General features: G+C 67.2%; 24 protein-coding genes. 7 read left to right on the forward strand and 17 right to left on the reverse strand.

The window, feature by feature from the left end:
• Positions 1 to 824 (reverse strand): sulfatase-like hydrolase/transferase (locus ACW6W5_RS14620; RefSeq protein ID WP_458233653.1); only part of this gene is annotated, 824 nt, incomplete at its 3' end.
• Positions 825 to 926: 102 nt separating this feature from the next.
• Complete coding sequence (locus ACW6W5_RS14625) at positions 927 to 2,183, reverse strand: Lhr family helicase (RefSeq protein ID WP_193222751.1); 1,257 nt, start codon at positions 2,181 to 2,183, stop codon at positions 927 to 929.
• Positions 2,184 to 2,189: 6 nt separating this feature from the next.
• On the opposite strand from ACW6W5_RS14625, the gene ACW6W5_RS14630 reads away from it, so the two are divergent.
• A complete protein-coding gene (locus ACW6W5_RS14630; protein WP_428999812.1) occupies positions 2,190 to 2,396 on the forward strand; it encodes a hypothetical protein in 207 nt (68 codons plus the stop codon).
• 118 nt (positions 2,397 to 2,514) lie between these two features.
• Complete coding sequence (locus tag ACW6W5_RS14635; protein ID WP_152151365.1) at positions 2,515 to 3,894, forward strand: serine hydrolase domain-containing protein; 1,380 nt, start codon at positions 2,515 to 2,517, stop codon at positions 3,892 to 3,894.
• 29 nt (positions 3,895 to 3,923) lie between these two features.
• On the opposite strand, the gene ACW6W5_RS14640 is transcribed toward ACW6W5_RS14635, so the two are convergent.
• Together ACW6W5_RS14640 and ACW6W5_RS14645 are read right to left on the reverse strand one after the other, a co-directional pair.
• Positions 3,924 to 4,358, reverse strand: coding sequence for a hypothetical protein (locus ACW6W5_RS14640; RefSeq protein ID WP_152151363.1), 435 nt, complete (start codon positions 4,356 to 4,358; stop codon positions 3,924 to 3,926).
• A 127-nt stretch (positions 4,359 to 4,485) separates the two neighbouring features.
• Positions 4,486 to 4,953: a GNAT family N-acetyltransferase gene (locus tag ACW6W5_RS14645; protein ID WP_152151361.1), complete on the reverse strand. Its 468-nt coding sequence runs from the start codon at positions 4,951 to 4,953 to the stop codon at positions 4,486 to 4,488.
• A gap of 5 nt (positions 4,954 to 4,958) precedes the next feature.
• Here ACW6W5_RS14645 and ACW6W5_RS14650 point away from each other — a divergent pair, with 5 nt between their 5' ends.
• Together ACW6W5_RS14650 and ACW6W5_RS14655 are read left to right on the forward strand one after the other, a co-directional pair.
• The gene (locus ACW6W5_RS14650) at positions 4,959 to 5,831 is read left to right on the forward strand and encodes an AraC family transcriptional regulator (protein ID WP_152151359.1); all 873 of its coding nucleotides are present in this window, start codon (positions 4,959 to 4,961) and stop codon (positions 5,829 to 5,831) included.
• A gap of 79 nt (positions 5,832 to 5,910) precedes the next feature.
• Positions 5,911 to 6,549, forward strand: a complete 639-nt coding sequence (locus ACW6W5_RS14655) for a LysE family translocator (protein ID WP_152151357.1) — start codon at positions 5,911 to 5,913, stop codon at positions 6,547 to 6,549.
• A gap of 61 nt (positions 6,550 to 6,610) precedes the next feature.
• Here the strand turns inward: ACW6W5_RS14655 and ACW6W5_RS14660 are convergent, their stop codons facing one another.
• Positions 6,611 to 9,334, reverse strand: coding sequence for a TonB-dependent receptor plug domain-containing protein (locus tag ACW6W5_RS14660; protein ID WP_152151355.1), 2,724 nt, complete (start codon positions 9,332 to 9,334; stop codon positions 6,611 to 6,613).
• Positions 9,335 to 9,498: 164 nt separating this feature from the next.
• Between ACW6W5_RS14660 and ACW6W5_RS14665 the strand changes: the two genes are divergently transcribed.
• Entirely contained in the window at positions 9,499 to 10,215 is a 717-nt protein-coding gene (locus ACW6W5_RS14665) for an MgtC/SapB family protein (RefSeq protein WP_121037020.1), read from the forward strand.
• A gap of 75 nt (positions 10,216 to 10,290) precedes the next feature.
• On the opposite strand, the gene ACW6W5_RS14670 is transcribed toward ACW6W5_RS14665, so the two are convergent.
• The 5 genes from ACW6W5_RS14670 to ACW6W5_RS14690 all read right to left on the reverse strand — a co-directional run bounded on the left by ACW6W5_RS14670 (position 10,291) and on the right by ACW6W5_RS14690 (position 14,143).
• On the reverse strand, positions 10,291 to 11,058 hold the full coding sequence (locus ACW6W5_RS14670) for a SapC family protein (protein WP_088433354.1): 768 nt from the start codon (positions 11,056 to 11,058) through the stop codon (positions 10,291 to 10,293).
• Between the two features lie 125 nt (positions 11,059 to 11,183).
• Positions 11,184 to 11,834, reverse strand: coding sequence for a hypothetical protein (locus tag ACW6W5_RS14675; RefSeq protein ID WP_458233654.1), 651 nt, complete (start codon positions 11,832 to 11,834; stop codon positions 11,184 to 11,186).
• 212 nt (positions 11,835 to 12,046) lie between these two features.
• Positions 12,047 to 12,835: a CDP-diacylglycerol diphosphatase gene (locus ACW6W5_RS14680; protein WP_121037023.1), complete on the reverse strand. Its 789-nt coding sequence runs from the start codon at positions 12,833 to 12,835 to the stop codon at positions 12,047 to 12,049.
• 86 nt (positions 12,836 to 12,921) lie between these two features.
• Entirely contained in the window at positions 12,922 to 13,548 is a 627-nt protein-coding gene (locus tag ACW6W5_RS14685) for a decarboxylase (RefSeq protein WP_152151351.1), read from the reverse strand.
• Positions 13,549 to 13,648: 100 nt separating this feature from the next.
• Complete coding sequence (locus ACW6W5_RS14690; protein WP_121037025.1) at positions 13,649 to 14,143, reverse strand: DUF1543 domain-containing protein; 495 nt, start codon at positions 14,141 to 14,143, stop codon at positions 13,649 to 13,651.
• A 118-nt stretch (positions 14,144 to 14,261) separates the two neighbouring features.
• On the opposite strand from ACW6W5_RS14690, the gene ACW6W5_RS14695 reads away from it, so the two are divergent.
• On the forward strand, positions 14,262 to 14,567 hold the full coding sequence (locus tag ACW6W5_RS14695; RefSeq protein WP_121037027.1) for a hypothetical protein: 306 nt from the start codon (positions 14,262 to 14,264) through the stop codon (positions 14,565 to 14,567).
• Between the two features lie 34 nt (positions 14,568 to 14,601).
• Here the strand turns inward: ACW6W5_RS14695 and dld are convergent, their stop codons facing one another.
• The 7 genes from dld to ACW6W5_RS14730 all read right to left on the reverse strand — a co-directional run bounded on the left by dld (position 14,602) and on the right by ACW6W5_RS14730 (position 21,907).
• The gene (gene dld / locus ACW6W5_RS14700) at positions 14,602 to 16,323 is read right to left on the reverse strand and encodes a D-lactate dehydrogenase (RefSeq protein WP_152151350.1); all 1,722 of its coding nucleotides are present in this window, start codon (positions 16,321 to 16,323) and stop codon (positions 14,602 to 14,604) included.
• On the reverse strand, positions 16,320 to 17,480 hold the full coding sequence (gene lldD, locus ACW6W5_RS14705) for an FMN-dependent L-lactate dehydrogenase LldD (RefSeq protein ID WP_121037030.1): 1,161 nt from the start codon (positions 17,478 to 17,480) through the stop codon (positions 16,320 to 16,322). The genes dld and lldD overlap by 4 nt, the downstream gene beginning before the upstream one ends.
• A 3-nt stretch (positions 17,481 to 17,483) precedes the next feature.
• Entirely contained in the window at positions 17,484 to 18,248 is a 765-nt protein-coding gene (gene lldR, locus ACW6W5_RS14710) for a transcriptional regulator LldR (protein ID WP_121041082.1), read from the reverse strand.
• Between the two features lie 67 nt (positions 18,249 to 18,315).
• Positions 18,316 to 19,974 (reverse strand): L-lactate permease, encoded by a 1,659-nt coding sequence (gene lldP, locus ACW6W5_RS14715; RefSeq protein ID WP_152151348.1) that lies wholly within the window; start codon positions 19,972 to 19,974, stop codon positions 18,316 to 18,318.
• A 185-nt stretch (positions 19,975 to 20,159) separates the two neighbouring features.
• A complete protein-coding gene (locus tag ACW6W5_RS14720; protein WP_121037034.1) occupies positions 20,160 to 20,594 on the reverse strand; it encodes a VOC family protein in 435 nt (144 codons plus the stop codon).
• Entirely contained in the window at positions 20,591 to 21,049 is a 459-nt protein-coding gene (locus ACW6W5_RS14725) for an MgtC/SapB family protein (protein WP_121037036.1), read from the reverse strand. Before ACW6W5_RS14725 ends, ACW6W5_RS14720 begins: the two co-directional genes overlap by 4 nt.
• A 99-nt stretch (positions 21,050 to 21,148) precedes the next feature.
• The gene (locus ACW6W5_RS14730; protein ID WP_121037038.1) at positions 21,149 to 21,907 is read right to left on the reverse strand and encodes an SDR family NAD(P)-dependent oxidoreductase; all 759 of its coding nucleotides are present in this window, start codon (positions 21,905 to 21,907) and stop codon (positions 21,149 to 21,151) included.
• A gap of 208 nt (positions 21,908 to 22,115) precedes the next feature.
• Here ACW6W5_RS14730 and ACW6W5_RS14735 point away from each other — a divergent pair, with 208 nt between their 5' ends.
• Positions 22,116 to 23,210 (forward strand): alkene reductase, encoded by a 1,095-nt coding sequence (locus ACW6W5_RS14735; RefSeq protein WP_152151346.1) that lies wholly within the window; start codon positions 22,116 to 22,118, stop codon positions 23,208 to 23,210.

Here is a 23,210-nt window from a genome sequence, read left to right on the forward strand (position 1 = left end):
TTCTTGTCGTGGTCGACCATGGTGTCGTGGTACGGCGACTGCCAACGCCCGGCCTGGCCCTTGCTCTCTTCCTTGGTGTGCGTATACAGGTGCATGTGGGTGAAGTTGACCCAGACGAAGAACGGCGTGTCATCGTCGCTCGCCTTCTTGATGAAGCCCTTGGCGCGCTCGGCGAAGTCGTCATCGCAGGTCAGCATGCGCTTGCGGTCCAGCGGGCCGGTGTCTTCGATCTTCTGCTTGCCTACCTTGCCCCAGCGCTTCTGGTCGGTGCTGTCATCTTTGTCGGTGGCGAAACTGTGGATCACCCCGCGCGGCTTGATGGTCTCGATGAAATCCCCGAACTCGTCCTTGGGGAAGTAGTCGTACATCTCCGGCTCTTCTTCGGCATTGAGGTGGTAGAGGTTGCCGTAGAACTCATCGAACCCATGGTTGGTGGGCAGCATGTGGTTCAGATCGCCAAGATGGTTCTTGCCGAACTGCCCGGTGGTATAGCCCTCGTTCTTCAGCAGCGCGGCAATGGTGACGATCTTCTCGTTCATCCCGACCGGCGCACCGGGAATGCCCACCTTCGACAGACCGGTACGCAGCACGCTCTGCCCGGTGATGAACGATGAGCGGCCGGCGGTACAGGACTGCTCACCGTAGGAGTCGGTGAACAGCATGCCCTCGTTGGCCAGGCGGTCGATGTTGGGGGTCTGGTAGCCCATCAACCCGCGCGAGTAGCAGCTCAGGTTGGAGATGCCGATGTCGTCTCCCCAGATGACGAGGATGTTGGGCTTCTTTGCGGATGAACCGGGCTTCTTCTTTGCGGATGAGCTGGCCATGCACTTCTCCGACGACGGTGGTGCTCAATAGTCGGTGTGGGTCGCGATGGCGGCCAGCGTGTTTCTACTTAGATCGCATCAGTAAGTCTTCGCCTCCCCTGCTCATCCTTCCCAGCCGATGCCTTTTGGCGCACTGGAGAAACCGGCGGCCCGCAGCGCGTCCATCAGGCCATCGCGTCGGGCCGGCGCATCGTCGATCAGCTCCACGGTGAACGAGGTGCGCCGGCCCCGCCGCAGTGCACCGACCAGCGCCTGCGCCGCGGCAGCCGTCGTGCCGGCCAGGGACACATCGTCCGCATCGAAGAACGTCAGCAGCTGGCGCCCCCCCTGGGCCAGGTACATCAACAGACGCCCACCGCCGATCACCACCACGGCGCCGGCACGTCGCACCGGCCGGACCGCCGAGCCGTGCACCGGCCAGGGCACCACGGTACCGAACGGGTTGGCCGGGTCCACCGCGGACAGCCCGATCGCCACCTCGCCAGCACCGGGCCGCAGGGCATCGGCGACGCCACGCAGCCGATCCACGATCAGGCGATCGGCGAACTGGGCCCCGCCCAGCCCGTCCACGAAGCGCCCGCGCAGCACCCGTCCCGCATCTTCCATGCCGCGATACACCTGTTGCAGCGCCGGGAAGCCGCCGGCGATCCCTTCGGCCATCGCGGCCCCGCGGGTCACGATGCCGTGCCGGTCCAGCAGCCCCTCGGCCAGCGCCACCGCGCGCGCCGTGTCACTGATCGCCTCACGCTGCAACAGCGACCAGCGCCCGGCCAGCGCGGGGGCCGCAAAGCTGGCGATCACCGCCGGCGCGCCGTCGGCCAAGGGCGTGTCGTGCATCGGGATGCCACGGACGCGTCGACCGCGCCGCGAGGCGCGCGCGACCCGCGGCCGTAGCGCGCGGCCACCGGCCATGCCACGCAGCGGCGCCCACAGATCCGTGGTCAGGTGCCCCGACCAGGCCAGGCCCCACAAGGCATCGTGCAGCTGCGCGGCGGTGATCTCCATGGGCGGGCTGCCGGCCCGCGCCCCGTGCGTGCCCACCGCAGTGACCAGCTGGCGCGCGAAGTAAGCGCCACCGTCGGCCAGCGCCTGCAGCAGCGCGTCCTGCAGCGGCGACAGCGCGGTTGCCACCGCCAACGCGGGCAGCGTTTCTGCCGCGAATTCCTGCAGGTGCAGCGAGACCAGTCCGTCCTCCTCGCCGAGCCGCCCGTGCCCGGCCCACACCACGGTGCCCGTAGCGAGCAGCTCATCGAGCATCGCCGGCGCGTAATCGACCACGCGCGCAGGCAGGATCTGCTGTTCCCACACCGACGCCGGCAGCGCCACGCCCGCCAGCAGGAAGCAGATCTCCAGCGCCAACAGTCGTTGCAGGTCAGCGCTTCGCTGGAACAGGCCAAGCAGCAGGCGGTCAGCCTGAGCACGGACCTGCGCAGCAGCCACAGCGAACTGGACGCGCTCAACCAGCGCATCCAGACATTGCAGGCCCAGCAGCTGAACCCGGCACTATCGCTGCCATCGGCCGAGACGGCCACGCCGGACCCTGCCCCGCAGGGCAACCCCGGCAACCCGTAACGGCATGACGCCCTGTAGTTGCAGGGCACGTGACAGACGGCGCCGAGGGCGCCGTCGTTCTTTCCGGTGCAGTACCCTTGGTGGCGCAGACGTACTGCGCATCAGCAAGGAGTGCACCATGCCCGTTCCACGCCCCCGTAGCGCCCTGTCCCGCGCGCGCGCCGCCCTGGTGTCCTCCCGCACACGGCTGGCCGCGGCCTTGGTTGCCGCGCTCGCCCTGCCGGTCGCCGCCCCTGCCGCCCCGGCCCCGCCCGCATCGCCGCCACTGTCGGCCGAAGCGTCCGATCCCAGGCGGCTGGGCTGGATGCAGGGCGCGCCGCCGCCGGAAGACAAGCGCATCCGTTACACGGATGACGACTATTTCAGCTTCCCCAAGCTGCGCTGGACGGCCTGCCATTTCCGCCAGTTGATGCCCACCGTGGGCGTCAGCCGGGGACCGGGTGCCGCGCATGACCTGCCGCGTCGGCTGGATGCCGCGATCGACGCGCTGTCGTTCACGCCCACCGGCACCAACCGTCAGATGACCTGGGCACAGTCGCTGTCGGCCAACTACACCGACGGCATCGTGGTGCTGCACGACGGGGTGGTGGTCTACGAACGTTACAGCGGCTGCCTGGACGAGCACGGCCAGCACGGTGCGATGTCCGTCAGCAAGTCGATGACCGGCCTGCTCGGCGAGATGCTGGTCGCCGAGGGGGTGATCGATGAAACCCAGCGCGTCAGCGCGATTGTTCCCGAGCTGAAGGACAGTGCGTTCGGCGATGCCACGGTCAAGCAGGTACTGGAGATGACCACGGCACTGCGCTACAGCGAAGACTACGCCGACCCCAACGCCGAGGTCTGGGCGTTTTCCGCCGCGGGCAGCACCCTGCCCCCTGCCCCCGGCTACACCGGGCCGCGCAGCTATTACGATTACCTGCAGACCGTGCAGAAGCAGGGCCGCCACGGCGAGGCGTTCGGCTACAAAACGATCAATACGGACGCGCTGGGCTGGATCATCGCCCGGCGTACGGGGCAGTCGGTTGCACAGGTGCTGCAATCGCGGATCTGGCAACGCGTTGGCGCCGAGCAGGACGCGTACTACACCGTTGATTCCACCGGCACGCCGTTTGCGGGCGGCGGCTTCAATGCCGGCCTGCGTGATCTGGCCCGCGTCGGCCAACTGCTGCTTGACGATGGCAAGATCAACGGCCAGCCCATCGTGCCCGCCGCCGCCATCGCCCGTATCCGCGCTGGCGGCAACAAGCAGGCCTTCGCCAAGGCCGGCTATCCCCAGCTGCCGGGCTGGAGCTATCGCGGCATGTGGTGGATATCGCACAACGACCATGGCGCCTACATGGCGCGCGGCGTGCACGGCCAGGCGCTGTACATCGATCCCACCGCACGCGTGGTGATCGCGCGGTTCGGCTCGCACCCGGTGGCCGGCAACAGCGCCAATGACCCGACCACCCTGCCGGCGTTCGATGCCGTGGCGCGCTATCTGATGGACCGCCACTGACGGCAGTGACTGCCGACGATGCCTGCACCTCATCGGCAGGCATCGTGCACCAGGTCATCCATCCGCCGGCTCAGTGCCAGGCTCGGGCGGTCACCCGCCTTTGCGTAGGTTGCCTCGCGCTGGCGGCGCGCGGCATCGCACCGGACCGGATCGGCATGTACCGAGATCACTGCGCCCCGGAAGGCGGGCGCCGGCCGCACGTTGCGGCGCGGCGACCGGCGCGGGCGCGCCGGTGCGGTCTCTGCGCGCCGTTTGGACTTGAGCTCCTGGCGAAGCGATTCGATGTACAACGCATTGGCGCGCGTATCCACAGGCGGCGGCATGTCACGGATGCGCTCGGTCCGGCCGCTGCACGGCGTGGACTGGTACTGACGGTTGCCTTCCACGACACAGGTGTGCACCTGCCGCGGAGAAGCCTCGCTCGCTGCAGCGCTCATCATGATGGCCAACATCCACACAGGCATGGCTCAGCTCCCTCCAGGAGGCTGCAGCATCTCCCCGGCCCATCATCCCCGGCCGTGACCTGCCGCACGCTGGACGCGCGACGCGGATGATCCCGACACGGAGTCAGTGCTACGCCCTACCCCGATCCTACGGCGTGGCGCCCACGTGCAGCTCGAGCACCTCATCGCCCAGCGCATCGATCTCACCGGTCGGCCGCCAGCCGAGATAACGATAGAACCCGTGCGAGCGCACCGCCGGATCCGCTGCACACCCCAGGATCAGCCGCGTATGGCCCGCCTCGACCAGATCGGCGATGGCCAGATCCAGCAAGTACCGACCGATGCCCCGCCCTTCATAGGCCGGCAGCAACGCCAGGACCACGATCTCGCCGCCTTCGCGATCGCCAAAGCAATAGCCGACCATCCGCCCGTCTTCGAGTGCGACATGCCCCGGCAATGCATCGTCACGGATACCGGCCGCCCAGCTGTCTTCGGTGATGCCCAGTTCGGCCAGCTGAGCGGCGGAGAAGGCGTTCTCGCGGGTGCGTCCGCGCAGATCGATGCAGGCAGCGGCATCGTCTGGCAGCGCACGGCGGTAGTGAAGGTGATTTACCATGGCGCATGGATTGCAGTGAGTTTCAGGCGGTGAGCATACGCGAGCGCCGCCCTTCCGGCCGCATTGCCTCGGATAATGACGTCTGGCGCGACCCCCGGCTGCCCTGGGTTGAGTCACGCCGCGCGTGCAACAGCCGGGCCTGTTACCGCCCGCACAGTCACCCAACCTGGTCGATCGGCGCCGTGGACGCGGGTGAGAGCATTTTCAGCGGCGCGCCTGGCGGCCAGCACCGCCTTCAACCAGGCACCTTGGTCATCGTGCCGGCGCACCGTGTACACGCCTGCAATCCGGCGCCCAACACCGCCTGGAGCTATCAGATGCTGCATCTGGATGCGGCATGGGTGGCGGCAGTCACAGAAGACATGCAATCCATCGACAAAAGCGCCCCAACGGCGCCGCTGATCCGGATCGACCGCAGCCTTGCGCGCTACCGGACGTTCTGCGACATGAATGCCCTGCTGTTCTCCGGTGCCGATCCCGGAGAAAAAGAAGCAGCTGTCGTCGCTTTCATCGACGATCTCGACGTCACTGCCGGGGCGCCGGTTCCCGCCCCGGACGCAAGCGCAGCGCAACACCGGCGACTGCAGCCAGCACTCGCCCTGCTGGATGCCGCGCCGATGTCGAGCGTATCGCTGGCCGATCTGGCCACATGCACGGGGATGGACCGCTACGCGATGATCCGGGCGTTTCGCAAGGCCACGGGGCTGACGCCACATGCCTGGCAGCTCAATCGGCGGATCAATCTCGCCCGCGAGCGCCTTGCTCAAGGGCAACCGCTGGCCGAGGTCGCACACGCGCTCGGCTTTGCAGACCAGAGCCATTTCCAGCGCCTGTTCAAGGCTCACGCCGGTATTACGCCAGGCCGTTATCGCCGCTGAGTACTACGCAATATCGTGCAATACATCAACCCGCAACACCGGCACAGTCAGGCGCCCCGTTGAAGCCTGCCTACCCCCCATGGAACAGTTTCTGCTCGTTGCTGCCCTGCACTTTCTGGCGTTGCTGTCGCCCGGGCCGGACTTCTTTCTGATCACCCGCACCGCAATCCGTCAGGGCTGGCGTGTTGCAAGCGGCGCCTGCATCGGGGTCGCACTGGCCAATGGGGCCTATATTGCGCTGGCATTCTTCGGCGTCGCGGGGCTGCAGGCGGGCAGCGCGCTGTTTCAGGTGATCCAGATAGCGGGCTGCGCTTTACTGCTCTACATCGGCCTGCTGTTCCTGCGCCATGCCGGGACCGCCTCACTGCGTCTGCCGGGTGAGCAACCGGCGGAGCTGTCCCGCCTGGCACAGCGTTCGGCGTGGTTCCGAGCCCTCGGACTGGGCGCCACCTCCGCCCTGCTCAATCCCAAGAACGCCTTGTTCTACGCCAGCTTGGCGGCCATGTTGAGTGGGCCGGACACTACCGCCGGAACACGGCTGTTCTATGCGGTGTGGATGTTCGCGGTGGTGCTCGGCTGGGACCTGTTGATGGCCGGTATGGTTGGGCGCGCGGCAGCGATGGGCCGATTCAACGCAGCGCTGCCGTGGATCGAGCGCCTGTCTGGCGTGCTGCTGATCATCCTGGCACTGGCGGTATTGGGCGCGATGGTGATCTGAGCAGCTTCGACGCCTGTGACCCAGACGCAGCGGGCCCGGCATTGCCGGGCCCGCGAGCGGATTACAGGAAGCGGTAGTCGAACTCCAGCCACAACTGACGGCCGTAAGGGTCGTAGTTGCCGACCGGGTAGAACGGCCAACCACCGCCGTTCTTGTCTGCCGGTGGGCGGCTGTCACGCAGGTTGTTGACGATCAGGCCGAGCGTGGCGTTGTCATTGAGCTTGCGGTACAGGCTGGCGTTGTAGGTCATGTACGGGGCGATGCGGCCACTGCCGTCGGTCTTGGGCAACGAGCCGTAGCGCATGCCGTACAGCGTGGCGGTCCAGTCATTGATCGCCCAGGTGACGCTGCCGTTGACCTTGCTGCGCCACTGGTAGGAATCCAGCGAATTGCGCTGGTCCTGCACGTCATCGCCAGCAAACTGGCGGTAGCTGTGGTCGATCACCAGCGAATACGCCACGCGGGCCGAGAAACGACCGTAACGGCCTGCATCCCAGCGCAGATTCGACTTCAGGTCGATGCCGCGCACGGTTTCGGAGGCGGCGTTGATCGGGTTGATCAGCACGCGCACGACCTGATTGGGCTGCACGGCGGCATCGGCCGGGTTGCGGATCACCCGGCGCAGTGCATCCTGGCATTGTGCCGAGCCGATATCGCGTGCGTCACCGCCCACGGTCTGGCCGAGGCGGCAGTCCGCTTCGTCCTTCAGGATGCGGGTGGCATCGAGGTTGGTGACCTCATCGTCAATGCGGATGTCGTAGTAGTCCGCCGTGAAGTCCAGGTTCGCCGAGGGCGACCACACGAAGCCCAGGCCATACGATCTGGCGGTTTCCGGCTGCAGCTGCGGGTTGGCGCCGCTGGTGTAGTCGATCGCCAGCCCGCTGAAGTCACAGTCGTCATACGTCTGGCCGGCACTGCGGCAGCGCCAGTAGTCGGTCATGCCGGGGTTGTAGCCACGCGTTTCGGTCGCGAACACGTAGTTCATGTCCGGCGCACGGAAGCTGGTCGCCGCACTGGCACGCAGCAGCAGCGTATCGAACGGACGGAACTCCAGGCCGGTGCTCCAGGTCGCCTTGCCCAGGTGATCACCGGCGGCGCGGTACTGGTCGTAGCGTCCAGCCACGGTGGCGGTCAGGCGCTCCAGCAACGGCAGCTGCAGCTCCACGCCGGCCGCATAGCGATCACGTTCGCCACCGGCGGGAATGCCGGCATTGAGGTTCCAGAACGCACCCTGTGCCAACGCCGGGTCCGGGCGGTTGCTGTAGCCCTGGCTGCCCGCTTCGACAACGGCTGCCAGCGCGGCACGGCCACCGGGCAGATCGAACAGCTGGCCGTTGACGCTGACGCTGGCCGTCTGCAGCCACGCGGCGTTGCGGCTCTCGTAACGGTCCGACAGGCCCTCGTACTCGCCCGGGGTCAGCGGCTGGTACAGACGCGACGGATCCGGCGCGTAGACCTCCACGCCATTGCGGGTGCCGAGCTGCGGGCCGAGCAGGTACTCGTTGATACCGATCAACAGGCCCGGGCGCTGCGTCTTGTTCTCATAGCGCGAGCGGCTGTAGGCCGCTTCGTAATCCCAGTCCGAGCCGCCGATGCTGCCACGCGCGCCCACGTTGAACGACCAGGACTGCTCCAGGAACCGGTTGGCATTGCGCTGCACGCCGCCGATCTCTTCCGGTGCGAAACGCCGGTACCAGCTTTCCAGCTGACCGCTGTTCTGGTTGTAGAAGTAATTGCGCGAGGAGGTCCAGCTCGGTGCACGGGTGTTGTTGTAGATGCGCGCGGTGCCGATGGCCGCATCGGCGAACAGTTCCTGGCGATCGTTCAAGCGCCAGGTCACCGCGCTGTAGGCGTCGATGTTGCGCTTCTCGGTCTGCACGGTCCAGAACGTGGGCGCGGCCTCATTGCTGCCGCAGTACCAGCCCTGGCGCGGATTCTGCGCGCGGAACACGCTGTCGCCATACAGCGTGCTGGTGGCATCGCAGCCGTCGGTACCGGGATCGATGTAATTATTGGTGGAGGCGTTGCGGCGATACGCCACCGCCGTCGCCAGCGGTGCCACGCCACGCGGATCGTCGGTCAGCGAATCCATGAAATCGCGCTGCGAGCCGTAGATGGCCTTGCGGTTGGCGATCTCCAGCCCGAAGATCGCGTCCCACTGCTCGCCCGAGCCGCCGCCGACCGCCTGCAGGCGCTGATTGTCGCCGCCGCCCTGTTCGGTGGTGCCGGCGCGCACATTGATGCCGACGCCGTCGTAGGTCTTTTTGAGGATGATGTTGACCACACCGGCGATCGCATCGGAGCCATACACCGCCGAGGCGCCCCCGGCCAGCACTTCGATCCGGTCGATCAACGCACTCGGGATGTTGGCCAGGTTGACCACATTGACCGAGCCCTCGTAGGCCAGCGGGTAATCCGACTGGCGGCGACCGTTGACCAGCACCAGGGTGCGGTTGGGGCCGAGGCCACGCAGGTTGATGGTGTTGGCGGCCGGCGTGAAGGTGTTGCCGAAATCCTCACCCTGCACGTTGCCGGTGTTCTCGGTCAGCGCGCTGAGCGCTTCGAAGGCGCTGCGGTAGCCCTGCGCCTCGATCTGCTCCTGGGTGATCACGGTGACCGGAGATGGGCCTTCCACGCTCGCGCGGGGGATGCGCGAGCCGGTGACCGTGACGGCATCGAGCTGGGTGGGCGCATCGGCCGCGTGGACCATGGAACCTGCGCCGAGCAGGGGCAACAACGACAGAACCAGGACCCGCCGACGCAGCGGGCGATACAGCACAGACATGCAGATTTCCGGTAAAAGAGCTACGTAACGGCGCGGGCAGGCCCGTGCCAGAGCGTAGTGAGGGAGGGGCCGTGATTCTGCTGAACAGGCGGAAAAGGGGGAAATGACCGCCCGGGATATGCTTATCGGGATTTCGCCTAAGCCCTGCCCTGCAAGGACTCCGCATGCGCTTCATCCAGACCTTCGAGCTGCATCCCTTCCTGGACACCGTGGTCAGCCTGGTCGCCGCGTTCGTGCTCGGCACGTTGATCGGCGCGGAACGGCAGTACCGCCAGCGCACCGCCGGGCTGCGCACCAATGTGCTGGTGGCGGTCGGCGCAGCGGCCTTCGTGGATCTGGGCATGCGCATCGCCGGCAACGCTGAAGCCGTGCGGGTGATCTCCTACGTGGTGTCCGGGGTCGGTTTCCTTGGCGCCGGTGTGATCATGAAGGAAGGCATGAACGTGCGTGGCCTGAACACCGCCGCGACGCTGTGGTGCTCGGCGGCGGTCGGTGCGTGCACCGGTGCGGACATGCTGGCCGAAGGCGCGCTGCTGACGGTGCTGATCATCGCCGGCAACACGCTGCTGCGCCCGCTGGTCAACGCGATCAACCGCATCCCGATCAATGAGGCCGCCTCTGAAGCGACCTACGAGGTGCGCCTGAGCGTGGACCCTGCCGCCACGCCCCTGGCACGCGAACGCCTGGTGGACGCACTGGAGGCCGCGCAGTACCCGGTCAGCGACGTGCAGGTGATCGAACACGGCGACGGCCCGGTCGAGCTGGTCGCGATCCTGGTCAGCACGGCGGTCAGTGCCGACGAGCTCGATGCCGTGGTCGCCCGCCTGCAGCGGCAGCCTGGCGTGGTGCATGCCAACTGGGAAGTCAGCACCCGCGACTGATCCGCACCTTACCCTGCACAACGAAGAACGGCGACCCTGCGGCCGCCGTTTCCGTGATGGCCCGTGCGCCTTGAATCAGGCGTCGGCAGGCAGCGCGCTCTGTCGGCTCACCAGCGCGCTGAAACGTGCCAGCGAGCTCAGGTGGTGATGCACCAGCGCCAGCCAGCCGCTGCGGTGCCAGGCCACGACGGTGGCGTCCGGCAACGCGGCGAACTTCTCCACGTCCACGACCTGGAAGCCGTTGATCGACATCTGCCGGCCATCGGCCAGGGTGACGTCGATGTTGCGGTCGATCAGCAGATCGTTCTCGATCAGCGCGGCGGTGAAGCGACGGGTCTGATCATGCTCGCGCGTGTAATCGCCGCAGAAGCGCATCGCGTTGTCGACAATCTCGGTCGCCTTGCCATCCTGGAACAGCGGCACGCCGTCCTCGCTCTGGCCCTGGTTGACCTGCTTGGCGGCCGAGTCGAGCGCGAGCACGTACTCGTCCTGCTCACCGGCCTGCATGAACACGAACGGGTAGCGGCGCACGTACGCCGGCACGTAGCTCTGCTCGTCCCATACGCCATCGGCAACGAACAGGTTGCGCTGGGCCAGGCCGACGGCCACCAGCGGCATCGCGTCCTTCCCGGTGAAAATGATCGGGTAATGCTGGGCCAGCGAGCCGAACTCGCCGATCACGGCGGGGATCGCATTGGTGTCGGCAGCAAAATGCGCGGTGTCGGGCACCAGGCGCCAGGCGGCATGCAGATCCGAGCGCAGCGGCACGGGCGCTTGGTAGAACAGCGGACCGGTGGCCTGGGACGGCGCAGCGGCGGGCGGAGTCGTGGTTTCAGCAGTCATGGATTAAGTCGGATACGACGCGCCAGTCAGCCCGGGCGCGAAAGCGGGAACCGCATTGAACGGCCACTATAACGTGCCACGTCCGCGGTTTTTATTTCAATCGCGCGTTGGATTCCCGCGCCCCACTACAGTTCGGTGAATTCGCTGCAGTCCGGCAATGCCTGATCGGCCATATAGGCACCGTTCTGGAAGCGGTACACCCGCTGATACGAGCAGGCCGGATCCGACACGGTGCGCAGTTCCGACGTTTTTACCCGGCCATGCGCAAGCGAATCCTGGTTGCGTGAGGCAAACGCAGGAAACCGGTGCGCGTGCGTTTGATAGTGCAGCACCGGCATGCCCTCGCCAGCCGGATCCAGGCTCAGCGCTGCATCGAAACCATACTCGTCGTGACAGGCGCCGGCGCGGAGGTCCATATCACGCTCGCTGAAGCAGGCGCGGATGCTGGCATGGCCCTGCACCGGCAGCCGCAGCACCTCGCCAGAGTCGGCGTCGGCGTCGGCGTCGGCTGCGTGGCGCATGACGCGCGCCACGACCCGCTCGGTCACGCTGGCGCCGCCGCCGGAGTACATCGTGCTGGCCTGGGCATCCACGCCGACCAGTACACCGCCCCGCGCGGCCGGGCCAAGTTCGACCAGGGCCGGCCAAGGCTGCAGGCCGCCCTCGGCGTTGCCGATGGCCAGCGCGAGCGCGCGGCGGGAGATATCCCTGCCAGCGGAGCGCTCACGCACGATCAGCACCACCTGTTCCTCGTCGTCGCCCGGCTGCACGCGCACGCACCAGTGCTGGTCCGCGCTGCAGTACCAGCGCGGGTCGAACCCTTGGTCGCCGGCCGCCGCATCACTTGCCCCTGCAGGCGCTGCCGCGAGCGGTATCAGCCGATTGCCGGACACGTCCTGCAGGCGTGCACCCGCGTCATCCGCCGCTGCCCAGCACAACGCGGGCAACGGTGGCAGCACCATCCATACCGCCCACGCCCAGGTGCGCCTCACAGCACGCCCTCCAGCGGCCCGGCTGCACCGGTCAGCACGGCGCAGGCGTGGTCCTGGAGTTCCTCGCCACTGGCTTTGTTGCCCGCTGCCAGGTCCAGCCGGGTGGCCAGCAGCACGAAGCCCGGGGCACCGGCGGGGTCCGTCTGCCCGGCCACCACCAGCGACCAGTTGCCGATATCGGCAGGCTCGGCCAGATGAGCGGCCAGCAGACGGACCGGATTCGCGGTGAGCTCGGCACCCGGCAGCTGGCGGGCGAGATAGGCATGCCCGCGCAGCGGCTCCGGCAGTGGTTGCCAGTCCGCGCCGATGGAGGGCTGCAGCCGGCGCAGCTGGGTCAGGACATCCGCCCGCAGGCAATCCACGTGGATGTGCAACTGGTGCTGGGAGCGCCCATGCGGGGAGTTCAAGGCCAGGCTGGCCACGTCGCGCGGCAGGGACCGGCCCAGCGCCTGCTCGGTGTGGCTGCGGGCGGCCCAGGCCGCGGCGAAGTAGTTCGGTGCTCCGGCCCGCAGCAGCGCGGGGCTTTCGATCCCCGAGACCCGGTCCAGCGGCAACACCAGGAATTGGTAGTGGCCGTGCGAATCCTTGAGCAGCACATCGCGGCGCTGCGCCTCGGCGGCCACCGCCAGGCAGCTGCCACGGGGGGCGGCATCGCCGGCACAATCGCGCTGGATGATGCCCCACAGGGCGTCTGGATTGGCGGGCGGTTTGGCCGGTGGCCGGGCCGGCGTGGCGCAGGCGGCCAACAGCAGCAGCGCACAGGACAGGAAGAATCGGGCGATCACGGACAGGCTCGGACAAGGATGCGGGCCCGGCCGGCACGGCCGGTGGGCGGGCGCGATTGTACCGTGCCGGTTCTGTCGCTTCCGTGTCAGTAGGTGCTGTAAGGCACCTCGACCACCACCGGCGCGGCCGGTGCCGGCGGCTGCAGGGTGTAACGATCCAGCGCGCCGTTGTCATCGGCGAACCGCTGCGACTGCACCTGCAGGCGGTACATGACGGTGCCGAGCTTGATGTTGCCGCTGGCATCCAGCGCAGCCCCGGCCGGCAGCAGCAGGCCACCGAGATCGCTGTAGCCGCCGCCTTCCTGCGAGAAGACGTGGTCGACCAGCTCGCCTTCGCGCTTCATCGCGAACACATGCGGGTCGCCGTGCCGGCGGTTGTAGTCCTCGTTGCCGAGCAGATCGGCGATCCATACCCCGGGCAGCCGGTAGCGGGTCTCCAGCGCGATCGCATCGAGGCGGTCGCTGTCCACCACCAGGCAGCACACTGCCTGCTTGTTCTCGCGGTCCAGGATCGCGAAGCGCTCGCCCTTGGCAACCTCGCCCGGCAGGATCGCAAACGGCTGGTTCCTCAGTACCGGCTCGGCGCCACTGGCCGAATGCAGGTTGCGCCAGCCACCGAACACCGGTGCGTCCGGCTCGGCCGCCACGGCGTTGCCTGCCATCATCATTCCCAGCGTCACGATCACTGCGGCGGTGATCTTCCTGCTCTGCATGCGCTACTTCCGTTGGTTGACCTGTCGCGGCGACATCGCCGGACCTCACAAGACCGCGACACTATGCGCCAGCGGCACGGCCGCGGGCAATCGGGGCCGTTCAGCCGATCACGATGTAGTCACTGACCAGCGCGATGCCCTGGTGCTCCCCGCGCTCAAGCTGCACATACCGGCCGCCGACCTGATCGATGGCGATGCAGTCATCGACCTCCAGCAGGGCATCGGTATGCGGCTTGAACCAGCTGGCATCGCGCAGCGCCCTGGCCTTGTGCTTGGCCTCTTCGACACTGGTGGCGACCAGTAGCCGGTAGTCATGGGCCTCGCCCAGCGCGCCGGCGGCATACCCGCCTAGATTGAGAAAGTAGAGCCGCGGCGCGCCCGCCGCCGGGGCCACCTCGCCGAAGCGCACCTGGTACGCCTCCACCCCATCCACCGCGAGCCAGCCATCGACATGCAGCCCTTTGCGTTCGCCGAACCACTCCTGGCGCAACTGCGGGTAGGCCTCTTCGATGACATCGACGTTGGCGAAGGCCACATCGTGGACCTCGATCCTGGCCCGGGCATGGCGCCCGCCAAGCATGAACACGTGCAGCACCTGCGACTCCCTGCATGATCGATCGTGAGAGGCCGTCAGTGTAACGCCAGGGTAGCCACCACATGTCCCTGCGCACCGCGGTGGTATGGTCGGCGCCTGACCCCGCAGGAGCGACCCGATGACATCCCTTTACCGCTATCCCCTCGCCGCGATCATGCTCGCAGGCACCCTGTCACTGGCCGCCTGCGTCAGCACGCCGGGGCCGGAAATCAAGGGCCCAGGCCTGTGCAAGGCCGATGCGCTGGGCTGGGCTGTTGGCCAGCCGGCCGACGAAGCCAACATGCGCAAGCTGCTGGTACAGAGCGGCGCCGGCCTGATCAACCCGATCGGCCCGGCCACGATCACCACCCGTGACCTGCGCCAGGATCGCCTGCGGGTGTTCATCGACAAGGACAACGTGATCACCGCCGTCCGTTGCGAGTGATTCCGCGCGGGTAGAGCCACCCCATGGGGTGGCTCTACCCGTGGGTGGTGCAGTCGCAGCTGCCCCATCCGCGCGTTTTCGGGGTCTGGCCGATGCCCGGATTGAACGTATTGCTCGGATCCAGCTGCTGGTAGAACGCCGCCAGCGGCGGCTTGGCCGGGTACAGGTGGCCCACGTTGTGTTCGGCCGGATACTCGGCACCGCGCGCATCCAGCAGCGCCCACATCGCGTGCTCGATGGCCAATGGATCTTCCCCCTTGCGCACGATGTAGTCCTGGTGGAACACGTGGCACAGGAAATGGCCGTAATACAGCTTGCCGGCCAGGCGTGCATCGAGGTTGGATGGCAGGTGTTCCACCCACTGGCGGTCGTCGCGTCGCAGCGCCACGTCCAGGGCCACGATGTCCTCGACCTCGCGCCGGTGCACTTCGCGATACCGCACGGCCGCGCCGGCCACGGCGAAGCGATGCAGGAACGCCTTGCGCCCCTCCCCGGCGGTGCACTGGAAGAAGTCGCCCTCGCCGTCAGCGAAGTGATTGCGCAGGAAGGTCTCGGTTGCGGCGGCATCCACCGCCGACACCTTGAGCAGCAGATGGTGCTCGTAGCGGTCACGGAACTGGCCCATGCGCGCGGGCAGATGGCGTGGCAGGCAGCGCATCGCCCACTGGATCACCCGGTCGGTGACCCCGCGCAGGCCGAGACTTTCGAACCAGCCATCGACGCGGCTTTTCAACGCGAACGCAGCCGGCACCCGGGCCGTACCGAAGCGATCGATGAGCAGGAAGGTGTCCTTGCCGTAGCGCTCGCCGATGTCATACGCCTCGCGGTGCAGGTACTCGCCGGAGATCGGCAGGCGTTCGAACGCGGTCAGCAGATGGCGGCGGATCGCGGTCAGATCCTCCATCGCGTTGCTGCCGATGTAGAACACCTCACCCGGCTCGCGCGCAAACGTATCCAGCCGCACCGCGAACACCGCCAGCTTGCCGGCCGAGCCGGAGGCTTCGTAGTGGCGCGAGGGATCGGCGTTGTAGCGTGCCGGCGTGGCCGCATCGACCTGGCGCACCTGCTCGGCATACCGCGGGTCGGAGGCGGCGCGGCCGTTGCCGTTGTCCACATCGGCGGGCGCGTAGTCGCCGCGCTGCAGCCGTTCCAGGATCTGCTCGGGGGTGTCGCCCAGCGCGATGCCGAGATGATTGACCAGCTGCAGCTGGCCGTGGGCATCGACCTGGGCGAACAGCGCCATCTCGGTATACGCCGGGCCACGCCGCACCAGCGAGCCACCGGAGTTGTTGCAGACCCCGCCCAGCACCGACGCGCCGATGCACGACGAACCGATCACCGAGTGCGGCTCGCGATCCAGCGGCGCGAGCACGTTCTCCAGACGGTCCAACGTCGCCCCAGGCAGGCACACCACCTGGCGGCCCGCGTTGATCAGCTGCACGCCGGTGAGGCGCAGCGTGCTGATGATCACCACGGGACGGTCGTAATCGGCACCATCGGGGGTGGAGCCGCCGGTGAGGCCGGTGTTGGCGGCCTGCATGATCACGATGGCATCGGCCGCCACGATGACCTGCAGGGCGCGCCACTGTTCCAGCAGCGTGCCCGGGCGTACCACCGCCAGCACCGGGCCGTCGCCGAAGCGGTAGCCCCTGCGGAAGCGCCGCGTCGGTTTGTCGCCCGACAGCACGTGCGCGTCGCCGACGATGCCGCGCAGCTGCGCAAGCAACGCGGCGCTATCGCTGCCGACGCCGCTCACGGTGCGACCGCAAGGCGCCGGGTGGCGTCCACCAGCGAATCGGCACTGATATCGGCGATGGTCTTCGCGCCGGTGAGCGTCATCGCCACACGCATTTCCTTGGCCATCAGATCCAACAGGTTGGCCACGCCGGCCTCGCCCTGCGCGGCGAGCGCATAGACGAAGGCGCGGCCGAGCAGCACGCTGTCCGCGCCGAGCGCGATCATGCGCACCACGTCCAGGCCGTTGCGGATGCCCGAATCGGCCAGGATCTTCAACTCACCCTTGACCGCATCGGCGATCGCCGGCAAGGCCCGCGCGGTGGACAGCACGCCGTCCAGCTGGCGCCCGCCGTGGTTGGAGACCACGATGCCGTCGGCCCCGAAACGCACGGCATCGCGCGCATCGTGCGGATCGAGGATGCCCTTGATCACCATCGGGCCGGTCCAGAACTCGCGGATCCACTCCAGGTCTTTCCACGAAATGGACGGATCGAAGTTGTTGCCCAGCCAGCCGATGTAGTCGGCCAACCCGGTCGGGCTGCCGCGATACGTGGAGATGTTGCCCAGATCGTGCGGGCGGCCGAACAGGCCGACGTCCCACGCCCAGCGCGGGTGGGTCACCGCCTGCAGCATGCGCCGCGCCGGCGCGTTCGGGCCACTCATGCCCGAATGCGCATCGCGGTAACGTGCGCCCGGCGTCGGCATGTCCACGGTGAACACCAGCGTGGTCACGCCGGCCGCCTTGGCCCGCTCCAGCGCATTGCGCATGAAGCCGCGGTCCTTGAGCACATACAGCTGGAACCACATCGGCCGATCGATGGCCGGGGCCACCTCCTCGATCGGGCAGACCGACACCGTGGACAGCGTGAACGGAATCCCCCGGCTCGCCGCCGCCCTCGCCGCCTGCACCTCACCGCGGCGCGCGTACATGCCGGTCAGTCCGACCGGCGCCAACGCCACCGGCATCGCCAGGCGTTCGCCGAACAGCTCCGTTTCCAGGCTCAGATCGGACATGTTGCGCAGGATGCGCTGGCGCAGTGCGATGTCCGACAGGTCTGCAACGTTACGCTTCAGGGTGTGCTCGGCGTACGCGCCGCCATCGATGTAGTGGAACAGGAACGGCGGCAGGCGGCGTTGCGCCGCGGCGCGGTAATCGGTGGAGGCGGAAATGATCATGGGTCAACCGTGGGAAGAAGGAAGCCGCGACGCACGTGCGCGCCGGGCTTCGTTGTCGTCGAGCGTGCGCAGGGAGGTGTGCACGAATTCCAGGTGCGCGTGCGCGGCGGCACGCGCGCGTTCCGGGTCGCCGGAGAGCACCCCATCCATCATCTCGCGGTGCTGGACCGACAGCGGCTCAAAGGTGCGGGCCGAGGTATAGAGCTTCTCGCGGCTCTGCGAGATATTGGTCTGCAGCAGGTCGAACAGGCCGCGCATGACCTGCAGCAGCACCAGGTTGTGCGAGGCCTCGGCGATGGCCAGGTGGAAGGCCGCATCGGCCTGTGCCTCGCCGGCCGGATCGTCCTTGCCGTGCGCGGCCATCATGGTGTCGAAGGCCTGGCGGATCTTGGCGCGGTCTTCGTCGGTGGCGCGCAATGCCGCATGCCAGGCGGTCGCCCCTTCCAGCGCGTGGCGGATCTCCAGCACATCAAAGCGGTATTCCGGGTCCCCCTGGAACAGCGGCAGGTACGGCATCAACGGCTCATCGATGGTCTGCCGGGCCCGGGCCGCCGGCTCGCTCACGTAGGTGCCGCCGCCGACCCGCGCGCTCAGCAGGCCCTGGCTGGCCAGCTGCGCGATCGCTTCGCGCAGCGCCGTGCGCGACACCCCCAGCTGCACCGCCAGCGGTCGCTCGGCCGGCAGCCGGTCGCCCGGCTGCAGGTTCTGCTCACGGATCAGGCCACGCAGCTGCGCGGCCACCTTGTCGGACAGGCGTTCATTTTTCATGCCGCCATTGTCGCCCGCGTGGCGGCCGATGGGGTCGATGCCGGTGGCCGGAATGCCGCGCATGGGCTCAGGGAATCATCCAGGTCAGCCAGTAGGCCTGGACCGTGGTGATGATGCCGACCATCACGGTGAAGATCAGGCTGTGCTTGACCGTGAAGCGGAACAGGTCCGATTCCTTGCCGGCCAGGCCGACCGCCGCGCAGGCGATGGCGATCGACTGCGGCGAGATCATCTTGCCGGTCACCCCGCCAGTGGTATTGGCCGCGACCAGCAGCACCTCGGACACGCCGATCTGCTGTGCCGTGGTGGCCTGCAGCGCCGAGAACAGCGCGTTGGACGAGGTGTCCGAACCGGTCAGGAACACGCCCAGCCAGCCCAGGAACGGCGAGAAGAAGGTGAAGGCCTTGCCGGTGTGTGCCAGGGCCAGCGCCAACGTTGCCGACAACCCCGAGTAGTTGGCGATGAAGGCGAACGCCAGCACCATGCCGATGGAATAGATCGGCACTTTCAGCTCGTTGGCGGTTTCGCCGAAGGTGCGCAGCGCTGCGGCCGGGCGCATCTTCAGCAGCACGATCGCGATGACCGCGCCCAGCATGATCGCCGTGCCGGTCGCCGAGACCGCATCGAACCTGTAGACCGCCTCGTACCCGGTGGGCACCGGCACGATCGGCGGCATCTTCTGTACCAGCTGATCCAGCGACGGCACCGGGATCTTCAGCACCCAGTGCTCCAGCGCGCCGCCGGCGGCGAACAGTGCCTTGAACGGCGCGATGCTCCAGATCGTGACCATCGCGGTCAGGATCAGGAACGGCGACCACGCTTTGATGATCTGGCCGGTGGAATAGCGCGGCGCCTCCCGTGCCTGGGCGGCGGCTTCAGCGCTGGTCTCGGTATCGAAGCGGAAGATCCGCACGGGCCTCCACCTGCGCAGGAACAGGGTCAGGCAGACCAGCGACGTCAGCGAAGCGGTGATGTCCGGCAGCTCCGGGCCGATGAAATTGGAGGTCAGGTACTGCGCGATCGCGAAGGAACCGCCGGCTACCAGCACCGCCGGCCAGGTTTCCTTGACCCCGCGCCAGCCATCCATGATCGCCATGATCCAGAACAGCACGATGAGGGTCAGGAACGGCAGCTGGCGTCCAGCCATCTGCCCGATCTCGAACGGATCCAGCCCGGTCACCTGCCCGGCCACGATGATCGGAATGCCCATCGCGCCGAACGCCACCGGCGCGGTGTTGACGATCAGGCACAGGCCGGCCGCATACAGCGGCTTGAAGCCCAACCCGACCAGCAGCGCGGCGGTGATCGCCACTGGCGCACCGAAGCCGGCCGCCCCTTCCAGGAACGCGCCGAACGCGAACCCGACCATCAGCATCTGCAGGCGCTGGTCTTCGGTGACCGACAGGATCGAGGCGCGGATGATGTCGAACTGGCCGGTCTTGACCGAGACCTTGTACAGGAACACCGCGCCCAGGATGATCCAGGCAATCGGCCACAGGCCATAGACGAAGCCATACCCGGCCGCCGCGAACGCCTGCGACAGCGGCATCCGGTAGAACAGCAGGGCCACCGCCAACGCGATCGCTACGGTGATCGTGCCGGCCAGCCACCCCTTCATGCGCAGCACAGCCAAGGCGACGAAGAAGAAGGCGATCGGCAGCAGCGCGATCAGGCTGGACAGCCAGAGGTTGCCAGCGGGGTCATACAGTTGTTGCCAGGCCTGCATCGGCGGATCTCATCAAGACGGACAGGGGCCCGCGCGGTCAGCACCGCGCGAGCCAAGAACGTTCAACGATGCGCATTGGTAGTACCACTACTCATCGAAGTCGTTGAAACTGCCCGCATTGAAACGCCAAACGCAGGGCGAGCCTATTAGACCATAGGTCTAGGCTCGCCTATTGGTAGTACCATTTAACAGCCGCAGTCGTTGGAGCGGCCTTTGAGCTCGACCGAGTTGCCATCGGGATCGCGCAGGCGCAGCGACAGACCGTCGCCCTCCGCGCCGTAGTTGCGCTCGGCCGGTCCACTCAGCGCCACCTTCAGCCCCTGCAGATGCGCGCGCACCTGTTCGGCGTCGAACGGCTCCACGCGCAGGCAGACATGCTCGACATTGCGCCCTTCCCGCCCAGGTGCTGCGCCACCTTCGCGCCCCAGCGGGCCGTCGACACTGATCAGATCGATCAGCGATTCGCCGGCATGCAGATGCACCATGCCCAGCGAGGGCCGCTCGCGGGCAACCGTGCAGCCCAGCACGTCGCAGTAAAAGCGTACCGCGCGTGGCAGATCCTGCACGCGCAGCACCACATGGTCGATGCGCTGGATCTCGAAGGGACGTTCGCTGCTCATGACGACTCCAGTTTTTTAGCGATACGGCTGAACACCACCAGCACGATCAGGCACAACACGCTCACTCCGACAGCGATCACGTACTCGCCGATGCCGACCGCGATACCGATCGCCGCGGCCATGATCAGTGAGCTGGCCGTGGTCAGGCCGCTGACCTGATCGTCGCGCGAACCGCGCAGGATCGTACCGGCGGCGACAAAGCCGACGCAGGCCACCACTGCTTCGATCAGACGGACCGGATCGACCTGCAGCAGGTCGCGGTAGCGCTCTTCCTGGAAGTGCTCGGCAATGCTGTCACCGAGCCCGACAATGAGGGCGGCGGCACCGGCGATCAGCATGTGCGTGCGCAGCCCAGCCGCATGCTTGCCCATCTCCCGCTCGATGCCGAGCGTGGCGCCGAGCAGCATTGCCACGGCGATCCGCAGCAGGATTGATAGATCTTGTTCCAGTCCCATCTGCACCTCTCATCCAGCAATGGACGGAGCGTCGCAGACAAGGGCGTCTGAGCACCGTGAAGCCAGCGGCAGGCCCGGGTGAGCCTGCCGCTGCAAGGCTTACTGCGCCAGATAACCGCCATCGATGGCGTAGTACGTGCCGGTGGCAAAGCTGGCGTCCGCACTGGCCAACCAGGCCACCAGCGCAGCGACTTCCTCCGGGGTGCCGAGCCGGCCGAGCGCGTGCTTGCTCTCCAGCGCCTGCTTCACCTTCGGGTCCATCTTGTCCAGCAACGGCGTGGCGATGAACCCGGGGCCCACCGCATTGATGCGGATCTTGTCCGCGGCGTGCTCCCACGCCGCCGTCTGGGTCAGACCGACGACCCCATGCTTGGCCGCGACATAGGCCGCGGAGTTGTTGAAACCGACCTGGCCGAGGATGGAGGCCATGTTGATGATGCTGCCGCCCTTGCCCGCGCTGCGCATCGCCTGGATCTGCGCCCGCTGGCACAGGAACACGCTGTTGAGATTGACGTCGATGACGTTCTTCCAGCCCTCCACCGGGTAGTCGCCGCTGGCCGCCGACGGCCCACCGATACCGGCGTTGTTCACCGCGATATCCAGCCCGCCGAGTTCCTCGACGGTCTGCTTCACGGCCGCTTCAACGGCGTGCTCGTCGGTGACGTTCAAGGCGATGCCGATCGACTTCACGCCTTTCTTCCGCAGCGTCTCGGCGGTTTTCTCGACGGCGTCGGCCTTGAGATCCCACACCGCTACCGCTGCACCGGAATCGGCCAGCAGCTCAGCCACGGCCAGGCCGATGCCGGAGACGCCGCCGGTGACGATGGCGACCTTTCCCTTGAGTTGATAATCAATCATCGCGTTGTTCCTCGGGTTGGAATAAGGCTGCGGGCAGTGCCTGCCCATGCCTGGACCATACGCCGCGAAAACGTTACAGAACGTGCACAGGATGCTTCGCAACAATCCTTCCCATCACTGCAACGCACCTGGGCCTATGCTCGGGGTCGTACGCCCACATCCCTTCTTTCATCCGCCGATGGCGGCCGCCCTCCCCCAAGGTAAACCCATGACAGACTCCAATGACGGCCAGTTGTTCTCCCCCACCCGCCTGGGGGCCATCGACGTTGCCAACCGCGTCGCAATGGCACCGCTGACCCGCAACCGCGCGATCAACGACCGCATCCCCAATCCGCTCGCCATCCAGTACTACGAGCAGCGCGCCAGCGCCGGCCTGATCATCGCCGAGGCCACCCAGATCAGCCCGATGGGCCAGGGCTATCTCGACACACCCGGCATCTACAGCCAAGCCCAGATCGACGCCTGGAAGAAGGTCACCGATGCGGTGCATGCACGCGGCGGCAAGATCGTGCTGCAGCTGTGGCATGTCGGCCGCATCTCGCACACCAGCCTGCTGCCCGAGGGCGAGGTCCCGGTAGCACCGAGTGCCTTGCGTGCCAACACCAAAACGTTCACGGCCAAGGGCTTTGAAGAGGTCTCCGAACCACGTGCCCTGCGCCTGGACGAAATTCCCGGCCTGATCCAGGACTTCCGCCAGGCCGCGCGCAACGCGATCACCGCCGGTTTTGACGGCGTGGAAGTGCATGCCGCCAACGGCTACCTGATCGACCAGTTCCTGCGCGATGGCAGCAACCACCGCACCGACGGCTACGGTGGCAGCATCGAGAACCGCACCCGCCTGCTCGATGAAGTGGTCCGCGCGATCGTCTCGGAAATCGGCGCCGAACGCACCGGTGTGCGCCTGTCGCCGGTGACACCGGCCAACGACGCGGAGGATTCCAACCCGCAGCCCTTGTTCGAACGCGCCGTGGAGCGCCTGGATGCCATCGGCCCGCTGGCCTTCATCCATGTGATCGAAGGGGCGACCGGTGGCCCACGCGACAACATCGCCTTCGACTACGCCGCCCTGCGCGCCAAATTCAAGGGAGCCTGGATCGCCAACAACGGCTATGACCAGGCACGCGCGGAAGCGGCCGTGGCGTCGGGCTATGCCGACATGATCGCGTTCGGCCGCCCCTTCATCGCCAACCCGGATCTCGTCGAGCGCTTCCGTCTCGGCGTAGCGCTGTCCGACCTGGACCAGGACACGCTGTACGGCGGCGGTGCGCACGGCTACACCGACTACCCCAGCGTTTCAGGCTGA

It is taken from the genome of Stenotrophomonas sp. IS26 (assembly GCF_054188265.1).

Excerpts from the sequence above, each read along its gene's own strand:
- ACW6W5_RS14650 (WP_152151359.1), top strand. The coding sequence starts at position 4,959 with ATGGATTGCAGTGAGTTTCAGGCGGTGAGCATACGCGAGCGCCGCCCT.
- ACW6W5_RS14635 (WP_152151365.1), top strand. The coding sequence starts at position 2,515 with ATGCCCGTTCCACGCCCCCGTAGCGCCCTGTCCCGCGCGCGCGCCGCC.
- ACW6W5_RS14645 (WP_152151361.1), bottom strand. The coding sequence starts at position 4,953 with ATGGTAAATCACCTTCACTACCGCCGTGCGCTGCCAGACGATGCCGCT.
- ACW6W5_RS14695 (WP_121037027.1), top strand. The coding sequence starts at position 14,262 with ATGACATCCCTTTACCGCTATCCCCTCGCCGCGATCATGCTCGCAGGC.
- ACW6W5_RS14660 (WP_152151355.1), bottom strand. The coding sequence starts at position 9,334 with ATGTCTGTGCTGTATCGCCCGCTGCGTCGGCGGGTCCTGGTTCTGTCG.
- ACW6W5_RS14730 (WP_121037038.1), bottom strand. The coding sequence starts at position 21,907 with ATGATTGATTATCAACTCAAGGGAAAGGTCGCCATCGTCACCGGCGGC.
- lldR (WP_121041082.1), bottom strand. The coding sequence starts at position 18,248 with ATGAAAAATGAACGCCTGTCCGACAAGGTGGCCGCGCAGCTGCGTGGC.
- ACW6W5_RS14665 (WP_121037020.1), top strand. The coding sequence starts at position 9,499 with ATGCGCTTCATCCAGACCTTCGAGCTGCATCCCTTCCTGGACACCGTG.
- ACW6W5_RS14655 (WP_152151357.1), top strand. The coding sequence starts at position 5,911 with ATGGAACAGTTTCTGCTCGTTGCTGCCCTGCACTTTCTGGCGTTGCTG.
- lldP (WP_152151348.1), bottom strand. The coding sequence starts at position 19,974 with ATGCAGGCCTGGCAACAACTGTATGACCCCGCTGGCAACCTCTGGCTG.
- ACW6W5_RS14670 (WP_088433354.1), bottom strand. The coding sequence starts at position 11,058 with ATGACTGCTGAAACCACGACTCCGCCCGCCGCTGCGCCGTCCCAGGCC.
- lldD (WP_121037030.1), bottom strand. The coding sequence starts at position 17,480 with ATGATCATTTCCGCCTCCACCGATTACCGCGCCGCGGCGCAACGCCGC.
- ACW6W5_RS14725 (WP_121037036.1), bottom strand. The coding sequence starts at position 21,049 with ATGGGACTGGAACAAGATCTATCAATCCTGCTGCGGATCGCCGTGGCA.
- ACW6W5_RS14720 (WP_121037034.1), bottom strand. The coding sequence starts at position 20,594 with ATGAGCAGCGAACGTCCCTTCGAGATCCAGCGCATCGACCATGTGGTG.
- ACW6W5_RS14640 (WP_152151363.1), bottom strand. The coding sequence starts at position 4,358 with ATGCCTGTGTGGATGTTGGCCATCATGATGAGCGCTGCAGCGAGCGAG.
- ACW6W5_RS14735 (WP_152151346.1), top strand. The coding sequence starts at position 22,116 with ATGACAGACTCCAATGACGGCCAGTTGTTCTCCCCCACCCGCCTGGGG.
- ACW6W5_RS14685 (WP_152151351.1), bottom strand. The coding sequence starts at position 13,548 with ATGCAGAGCAGGAAGATCACCGCCGCAGTGATCGTGACGCTGGGAATG.